The organism is Cupriavidus sp. 8B, from assembly GCF_054589115.1.
This window is the reverse complement of the sequence record NZ_BAAILO010000452.1, coordinates 1-1,043: the sequence shown is the minus strand read 5'-3', so window position 1 is coordinate 1,043 and position 1,043 is coordinate 1. Positions and strand designations below refer to the sequence as shown.

General features: G+C 61.5%; 2 protein-coding genes. Both read left to right on the top strand.

Annotation, left to right across the window (positions count from 1 at the left end; all coding sequences use genetic code 11):
- On the top strand, positions 1-558 hold a 558-nt coding region (locus ACYP5B_RS43575; RefSeq protein ID WP_459573764.1), incomplete at its 5' end, for a thiamine pyrophosphate-dependent enzyme.
- Between the two features lie 81 nt (positions 559-639).
- Positions 640-1,043, top strand: a 404-nt coding sequence (locus ACYP5B_RS43570) for a CoA transferase (RefSeq protein ID WP_459573762.1), incomplete at its 3' end; no start/stop codon positions are given.

Below are 1,043 nucleotides of genomic sequence, written 5' to 3'. Positions count from 1 at the left end.
ATCAACGAATTCCTCGCCGACGACACCATCTATATCGGCGACGGCGGCGACGTGGTGACGATCTCGGCGCAGGCAGTGCGACCGCGTCGTCCGGGCCAATGGATGGACCCGGGAGCGCTGGGTTCGCTCGGCGTCGGTACCGGTTTTGCGATCGCGGCCGGGCTCGCCAATCCTGAAAAGGAAGTGTTGTGCTACTACGGCGACGGCGCTTTCAGCATGACGGCGTTTGACATGGAGTCCGCCAACCGTTTCAACGTCCCGTACATCGCGGTCATCGGCAACAACTCGGCGATGAACCAGATTCGCTACGGCCAGCTTGCCAAGTACGGTGACGAACGCGGCAACGTCGGCAACCTGCTCAGCGACGTGCCGTTCGGCAAGTTCGCCGAGATGCTTGGCGGCTATGGCGAGGAAGTCCGCGACCCGGCGAAGATCGCCGGCGCACTGCAGCGCGCCCGCGAGTCGGTGCAAAAGACGCGCAAGAGCGCGGTCATCAACATCTGGGTCGATCCCTCGGTCTACGCGCCGGGGACGATGGCACAGACCATGTACAAGTAAGGCGTGGTGCCCGGAACGGGGCGCAGCGAACATTTCTGCATCAGCGCATAACCAACGATAGCTATTCAGGAGTCACCGATCATGAGCATGCCACTCGAAGGGATCAGAATCATCGACTTTACGCACGTGCAAGCCGGTCCCGCTTGCACGCAACTGCTGGCCTGGTTCGGCGCCGACGTGATCAAGGTCGAACGTCCCGGTTCGGGCGATGTGACGCGCAGCCAGTTGCGTGACATCCCGGATGTCGACGCGCTGTATTTCACGATGCTCAACAGCAATAAGAAGTCGCTGACCCTGGACACCAAGAAACCCGAAGGCAAGGAAGTGCTGGAAAAGCTGGTGCGGGAATCCGACGTGCTGGTGGAGAACTTCGGCCCGGGCGCGCTAGACCGGATGGGTTTCTCCTGGGAGCGCCTCAAGGAACTCAACCCGAAGCTGATCGTGGCTTCGGTCAAGGGCTTCAGCGACGGGCACCACTACGACGA